The organism is Cupriavidus sp. 05N40, from assembly GCF_056397305.1.
Window position 1 is genome coordinate 41187 of the sequence record NZ_JBFTND010000022.1, and the last position, 7286, is coordinate 48472.

Annotated in this window: 5 protein-coding genes; 2 read left to right on the plus strand and 3 right to left on the minus strand. The window is 68.6% G+C overall.

Translation table 11 applies throughout. The annotated features are described in order from the left end of the window. Window positions 1-42: 42 nt before the first annotated feature. Together AC1DO7_RS07660 and AC1DO7_RS07665 are read right to left on the minus strand one after the other, a co-directional pair. On the minus strand, window positions 43-2358 hold the full coding sequence (locus AC1DO7_RS07660) for a xanthine dehydrogenase family protein molybdopterin-binding subunit (RefSeq protein ID WP_477115959.1): 2316 nt from the start codon (window positions 2356-2358) through the stop codon (window positions 43-45). Further along, window positions 2355-2870, minus strand: a complete 516-nt coding sequence (locus AC1DO7_RS07665) for a (2Fe-2S)-binding protein (RefSeq protein ID WP_441614652.1) — start codon at window positions 2868-2870, stop codon at window positions 2355-2357. Before AC1DO7_RS07665 ends, AC1DO7_RS07660 begins: the two co-directional genes overlap by 4 nt. 375 nt (window positions 2871-3245) lie before the next feature. Between AC1DO7_RS07665 and nadC the strand changes: the two genes are divergently transcribed. Beyond that, window positions 3246-4082 carry a carboxylating nicotinate-nucleotide diphosphorylase gene (gene nadC / locus AC1DO7_RS07670; protein ID WP_441614650.1) on the plus strand — a complete coding sequence of 279 codons (837 nt, stop codon included), beginning with the start codon at window positions 3246-3248 and terminating at the stop codon, window positions 4080-4082. Between the two features lie 154 nt (window positions 4083-4236). Here nadC and AC1DO7_RS07675 read toward each other — a convergent pair whose 3' ends face one another. Next, window positions 4237-4782: a MarR family winged helix-turn-helix transcriptional regulator gene (locus AC1DO7_RS07675; RefSeq protein ID WP_441614648.1), complete on the minus strand. Its 546-nt coding sequence runs from the start codon at window positions 4780-4782 to the stop codon at window positions 4237-4239. Window positions 4783-5155: 373 nt separating this feature from the next. On the opposite strand from AC1DO7_RS07675, the gene phnN reads away from it, so the two are divergent. After that, on the plus strand, window positions 5156-7264 hold the full coding sequence (phnN, locus tag AC1DO7_RS07680) for a phosphonate metabolism protein/1,5-bisphosphokinase (PRPP-forming) PhnN (protein ID WP_477115960.1): 2109 nt from the start codon (window positions 5156-5158) through the stop codon (window positions 7262-7264). Window positions 7265-7286: the final 22 nt, after the last annotated feature.

Genomic DNA, 7286 nt, shown 5'->3' on the forward strand with positions numbered 1-7286 from the left:
GGGGTGATCTCCCGCCCGGCCCGCCGCCACGCGCAGCGGGGCTTACGCCTTGAGCTGCTCGCGGATCGGCAGCGCGCGGATGCGCTTGCCGGTGGCCGCGAAGATGGCGTTGCACAGCGCCGGCGCGATGACCGGCACCGCGGGCTCGCCGACGCCGCCGAGCGGCGCGTCGAAGCTGCCCGGCACCAGGTGCACGTGGATGGCGCGCGGTGCGGCCGGGGCGCGCATCACTTCGTACTGGTGGAAGTTGTCCTGCTGGGCACGTCCATCCTTGAAGGTGATCTCGCCCGTGGTGGCGAGGCTGATGCCCATGATGCAGGCGCCTTCGACCTGCGAGCGGATGCGGTCCGGGTTGATCTGCGCGCCGCAATCCACCGCCATATCGATGCGCGGCACGCTGATGCCGCCATCATCGCTCACCGCCACCTCGATCACCGCCGCAACATAGGTCACGAAGCTGTAGCAAACCGCCAGGCCGAGGCCGCGGCCCTTGGGCAGCTTCCTGCCCCAGCCGGCTTCGCGCGTGGYCAGTTCGATCACGTTGCGCAGCCGGGCAGTATCGAGCGGATACTGCTGCGGCGACTCGCCGTAGTTCCACGTATCGGACAGTTGCGTCGGGTCGACCTTGCGGTCCGGTCCCAGCAGCGCGAGCAGGTAGTCGCGGTGATCGCGCCCGGCCGCGGCGGCCAGTTCGGCCGCGAACGACTGCACGGCGAACGCGTGCGGCACGTTGGATACCGAACGGAACCAGCCGATGCGCGTGTGCGCCTCCACCTCAGGGTTCTCCACGCGCACGTTGGGGATGTCGAAGGGCATGTTGACGGCCGACATGCCGAGCTCGAACGCCGCTTCGTTCCTGGCGCCGGCAGCGAAGATCGAGGCGATGGTGGAAGCCGCGGTGCGGTGCAGCCAGGCCTGCGCGCGGCCGTCGGCGGACAGCATGGCTTCCATGTGCTCGACGGAGACGGTGTGGAAGTAATCGTGGTGCAGGTCGTCGTCGCGCGTCCACGTGACCTTGACCGGCTTGCCGTCCATGGCCTTCGACAGCAGCGCGGCTTCAGCGGCGAAGTCCGGCTTGGACTTGCGGCCGAAGCCGCCGCCCAGCAGCGTCACGTGCACGGTGACGTCCTCGGGTTTGAGGCCGAGATGCCCGGCCACGGTCTCGCGCGTGGCCTGCGGTGCCTGCACGGAGGTCCATACCTCGCACTTGCCGCCTGCGATGCGCGCGGTGGCCACCGGCGGCTCCATGGTGGCATGGGCCAGATGCGGCAGGTAGTACTGCGCCGTGACGTGTTTGCCGGGGCCGGCCAGCGCGGCCATGGCGTCGCCCTGGTTGCGCACGACCTTGCCGGGCTGGCTGGCGGCTTTTTCCATGGTGGCGCGGAAAGCAGCGGACTCATAGCTGGCGTTGGGGCCGTCGTTCCACTGGATCTTGAGCGCCTCGCGGCCCTTGATGGCCGACCAGGTATTGGTGGCGATCACCGCCACGCCGCCGAGCGGGTGGAACAGCGCGGGCGCGGGGCTGCCGGCGATTTCCACCACCTTGACCACGCCGGGCACCTTCATCGCCTGCGCGGCATCGAAGCTGGCGACCTTGCCACCGAACACCGGCGGGCGCGCCACCACGGCGTAGAGCATGCCGTCCAGGCGCACGTCGATGCCATATTGCGCGCGGCCAGTGGCGATGTCATGCCCGTCGATGCTGCGCGTGCTGTCCTTGCCGATATAGCGGAACTGCGCGGGGTCCTTGAGCTTGAGGCTGGCGGGTGCCGGCACCGGCAGGCGCGCGGCGTCCTTCGCCAGCGCGCCGTAGCCCAGGCTCCTGCCGCTCGCGGCGTGCACCACCGCATGGTTGCGCGCCTGCACCTCGCTCACCGGCACGCCCCAGCGCGCCGCCGCGGCGGTTTCCAGCATGGCGCGGGCACTTGCGCCCACGTGCCGCATCGGCTCGAAGAAATGCCGCACGCTGCGCGAGCCGTCGGTGTTCTGGCTGCCGTAGCGCGCTTCGTCGCCGGGCGCCTGCACCACGCGCACCCGGGCCCAGTCGGCCTCGAGTTCGTCGGCCACCACCATCGGCAGGCTGGTGCGCACGCCCTGGCCCATCTCGGAGCGGTGGCAGACGATGGAGACCTGGCCGTCCTCGCCGATGGACAGGAACACCAGCGGGCTGTCCACCGCGCCGCCGGGCATGCCGTCGCGACCGTATTTCTTGGGTTCGTCGGCGGCCAGCACGACGCCGTCCAGGCCCACCGTGAGCGTCAGCCCGGCGATGGCGCCCATGCCCTTGAGCCAGCGGCGGCGCGCTGCCGATTGCGGGCTGCCGTYCGCGGCCGTCGTGAGTGCGTCGCGGGCGTTCATTTGGCGCTCCGCTTGCCGGCGGTGCCGGTGGCCTTGCCACCGGCCTTGGCGCCCGCCACATTGGACTTGGCCACGTGCTGGATGGCCGCGCGAATGCGGGTATAGGTGCCGCAGCGACAGATATTGCCGCTCATGGCGCCGTCGATATCGGCTTCGGTCGGGTGGGGGTTGGCGTGGAGCAGTGCCGTGGCGGACATCAGCTGGCCCGCCTGGCAGTAGCCGCACTGTGGCACGCCGAATTCCTCCCAGGCCGCCTGCAGCGCCTGGCCGGTCTTGTCCGCCGACAGGCCCTCGATGGTGGTGATCTTCTTGCCTGCGACCGCCGAGATCGGCGTCACGCACGAGCGGATGGGCTGCCCGTCCAGGTGCATGGTGCAGGCGCCGCACAGCGCCATGCCGCAGCCGAACTTGGTGCCGGTCATGCCGAGGTGGTCGCGCACCGCCCATAGCAGGGGGGCGTCGTCCGGCAGGTCGATCGAATGCGGCTTGCCGTTGATCGTGATTGTTCTCATCGTCTTGTGGGGAGTGGTCCAGCGGAGGAAGGACGGCCAGCGCGCATCGGCATGCGGGCCGCTGCGGCAACGTGGCGCAATGCGCATTGTGACGCCGGCGGGGATGGGGCGGGAATGACGCCGTCGGGATTTGTCAATTCCGGAAAACGGAATAAAGGCGCCAGGCCATCGCAAGGGGGGGCGAAAGCAGGAGCACTGGCCAGCATCGGCGCGCGCCGGCCTGCGCCGGTCGTCGCGCTATTTTAGTTAGAGATCAAACTTTTTATTGACAAGGGCTGCCAAGGTGCTACGATTGCTTCATGTAGTTCGATATCTAAGTATTTTTTGTGGGATACCACGCGAACCTGCCGGATCAACCGGAACCTGGAGCCAAGCATGTACGACACTTTTGCAACCGACAAGCTGATTGACCTGTGGCTGACCGAAGACATCGGCATCTGCGACCTGACCGTCCAGACCATGATCGAGAAGGACGAGACAGGTTCGTTCTATATGAACGCACGTGAACCGATGCTGATTGCCGGCGTGGACGTGGCCGCGCGCGTGTTCAAGCGCTATGACCCCGAACTGCATGTCGACGTACGCGTCGCYGACGGCGACAAGGTCGGCAAGGGCGCCATCCTGATCGCGGTGAGCGGCTCCGCGCGCAGCGTGCTGACCGCGGAGCGCACGGCGCTGAACATCATGCAGCGGCTCTGCGGCATCGCCAACCAGACGGCTCGCTACGTGGAAGCGATCGCCGGCACCAAGGCGCGCCTGATCGACAGCCGCAAGACAACCCCGGGGCTGCGGGCGCTGGAAAAGCACGCGGTCACCTGCGGAGGCGGGCTGAATCACCGGCTTAGCCTGGACAATGGCGTGATGATCAAGGACAACCATATTGCCGTTTGCGGCAGCATTGCCGCGGCCGTGGCGCGCGCGCGGCGGCAGTTGCCGGTGCTGACCAGGCTCGAGGTCGAATGCGACCGGCTCGATCAGGTGCGCGAGGCGCTCGACGCGGGCGTGGATGTGATCATGCTCGACAATATGTCGGTGCCCGACATGCGCGAGGCGGTGGCCTTCGTCGACGGGCGGATCAAGGTCGAAGCGTCAGGTGGCATTCGCCTCGAAACGATCCGCCCGATCGCCGAGACCGGCGTCGACTACATCTCCACCAGCAAGATCACCCAATCGGCACCTGCGGTGGACATCGGTCTGGACGACGCGGTGTAAGCGGGCAGGGCAACACGTCAGGTCACTCCTGCATCGCCGGCCAGAAGTCTGCCGACCGGTCATGTTGGTTGCGCGAGGCAAGTCCTCGCGCTTTTTTTCGCGCGCTCCCGGCGCGTACCCCGCGCAGACGGCGGGCGCTTGTCTCCGGCGGGCCTCAGAGGCTTGCCAGCAGGCGGCCCAGTTCTTGCGTGGATGGCACGCGGCGGCCAGTGCCTTCCGCTTCGGTCTCGTCCTGCGCCAGGTTGCGGATGACGGCCATCAGCACCTTGCGCGCCGCGGCCACTTCCGCGGCCGACACGCCCTGGATGGCGATGTCGTTGACTTCCTCCGCCAGCGGCACCAGCTTGCGCTCGAGCGCCTTGCCCGACCGCGTCAGGAAAACGTGGATGTTTTTCTTGTTGCCGGGGAGGTGCGTGCGTTCGACATAGCCCAGGGCCTCGAGTGCCTTGACGGCGGTGAACGTGGTCGGCTCGGTGACGCCGGCGAGATCGCTCAGCTCGCGTTGCGACAGCCCGTCGTTGGTCCACAGGATGCGCAAGATCACCCAGTGCCCATACGACACCTGGTGTTCGGCCAGCCGCATTTGCAGGGCACGGATGAATGCGCGCGCCCCATCCTTGACAAGGTGAGCCAGGCGCTCGCTGGCAAGCTCCTCTTCCTTCGGGGCTGCCTGGGGTGCTTTCGCTTTCGTGGTTGCCATGTTGACGGTCTTCGATTCCGATTGCGGCGCCTGCGAAGCGCCGCGCCTGTATCTCCGAATGATATCGCGTCGGCCCCCGAAGTGCCGCGACGCGGGCGTGGCGCTGCGGACCGTCCGCTTTCACTAATGTAGTGCTCACTACATCAGTGCGGCGTGCGCAGGGCCGGCGCCGGCATGCACCCGCACAGGGATTTCGCCTGGCGCCGGAGACGGAAATTCCTCCGGTTCCTTGTGCACAAAGGCTTTCCGGCATTGGCCCGGCTCTTGCATATTCTTAGATGTCGAACTTATCTTGACAACGCGATGACAGCTGCTAGCATAGCTAGTACTTCGATATCTAAGCAAAATTGCGCGATGCCGCAAAGGACGACAAATGAGAAGCGAGGACTTCAGCACCATCTCGACGGCGCCGCTAGGCAAGCCCGTGGCCGCCGGCACGTTCTTTCTCGTGGTGGGACCCAGCGGGGCGGGCAAGGACTCCTTGATGGACGGCGCGCGTGCGGCACTGGCGGGCGATGCGCGCTATGTCTTCGCGCGCCGGGTGATCACGCGCGCTGCAGGTGCGCCAGGCGAGGACCACGAGGGCGTCGATGAGTGCGAGTTCGCCGCCCGCGAGGCAGCCGGCGAGTTCCTGATGACCTGGCAGGCGCATGGCCTGCGATACGGCTTGCCGGCAGCGACCTTGCGCGAGCTGGAGTGCGGACGCCACGTGGTAGCCAACGGTTCGCGCAGCGTGGTGGCGGCGCTGGCGCAGCGCATGCGGAATTTCATGGTGATCCACGTGACGGCGCCGGCTGCCGTGCTGGCGCAACGCATCGCTGCGCGGGGCCGCGAATCCGGCGACGCGGTGCGGCGCCGGCTGGAGCGCGCGCCCGATCCCATGCCGGCCGGCGTGCCATGCGTTTCGGTGTGCAATGACGGCACGCTCGAAGCCGGCGTCATGCATTTCGTGCACGCATTGCGCTCGACGGCCATTGCGCTGGCCCTGCGGCCGGTGCCGGTCTCGGCCGAAGGCGCGCATATCGCCTACGTTTCCCCCGCTGTTGCCGACGCCGTTCGCCACGCGCGCGTGGCCGTGYGCGCCGGCGGCCTGGAGTTGCCCGCCGCCTTGCATGTACTGGACAGCGCGGCGCTGCTGGGCGACCACGAAGTGGGACTGTCAGGCCCGCTGCGCGAGCGGCTGGGCGCGGTGGCGGGCGCCACCGTGCGCGTGCGTCGCCTGCCGGAGCCGGCCAGCCGCGCATCGCTGCGTGCCAAGCTGCGGGGCGAGCCGCTCGACGAAGCGGGCTTCGAGGCGGTGCTGCGCGACGCGGTGGAAGGGCGCTATACCGAGCTGGAACTGACGGCGTTCCTGGTGGCCGCCTCGCGCCAGCTCTCCGATGCGGAAGTGGTGGCGGTGGCGCGGGCGCGCACGCGCTTTTCGCGCCGCATCGACTGGAGCGAGCCCATTGTGGTGGACAAGCATTCGATGGGGGGCGTGCCCGGCAGCCGCATCACGCTGATCGTCGTGCCGATCGTGGCCGCGCACGGGCTGGCGATGCCAAAGACATCCTCGCGGGCCATCACTTCGGCGTCCGGCACGGCCGATGCGATGGAGACGCTGGCGCAGGTGGACCTGGACTTCGAGGGCGTAYGCCGCTGCGTGGCGCAGGCGCGTGCCTGCATCGCCTGGAATGGCCGGCTCAACCACTCACCGGTCGACGATGTGATGAATGCCATCACGCGCCCGCTCGGCCTCGATACCAACCGGTGGTCCGTCGCCTCGATCCTTTCCAAGAAGTACACGGCCGGCTCGACGCACGTGATCGTCGACCTGCCCTACGGCCCGCAGGCCAAGCTGGCGAGCGAGGCCGAGGCGCGCGAGCTGGCGGCCCTGTTCGAGGTGGTGGGCCAAGGCCTGGGCATGCATGTGCGTGCCTTTGCCACAGACGGCAGCAAGCCCATTGGCCGTGGCGTGGGGCCGGCGCTCGAGGTGCGCGACGTGCGCCTCGTCCTGGACGGCGATGCGCGTGCGCCCGCCGACCTGCGCGACAAGGCACTTTTCTTCGCTGGCGAGATCCTGGCCTTCGACCCCGCCATCGGCACAGCCGCGGCGGGCCGCCAGCGTGCCGCACAACTGCTGGCCTCGGGTGCCGCCCGCGCCGCGCTCGATGCCATCGTGGCGGCCCAGGGCGCGAAGCCGGTGGCGGACAAACCAGCCGCGCACGTGCACGAGGTGGTCGCGCAGAGCGCCGGCGTGGTCACGCAGATCGACGGATTCGCCATTTCCGGCATTGCCCGCAGCGCCGGCGCGCCGCGCTGCCCCGGCGCCGGCGTGGACCTGCTGTGCGCGGTGGGCGAGCGCGTTGTGCCGGGGCAGGCGCTGTTGCGCATCCACGCCGGCAATGCCGCAGACCTGGAAGCGGCGCGCGAGGCATGTGCGCTGCTTCGCGCAGGCGGTGCCCGCGCCATGCCGCCTGCCATCAGCGTCGTTCCCGGTTAGCCGGCGCGCCGGCGCATTGCAC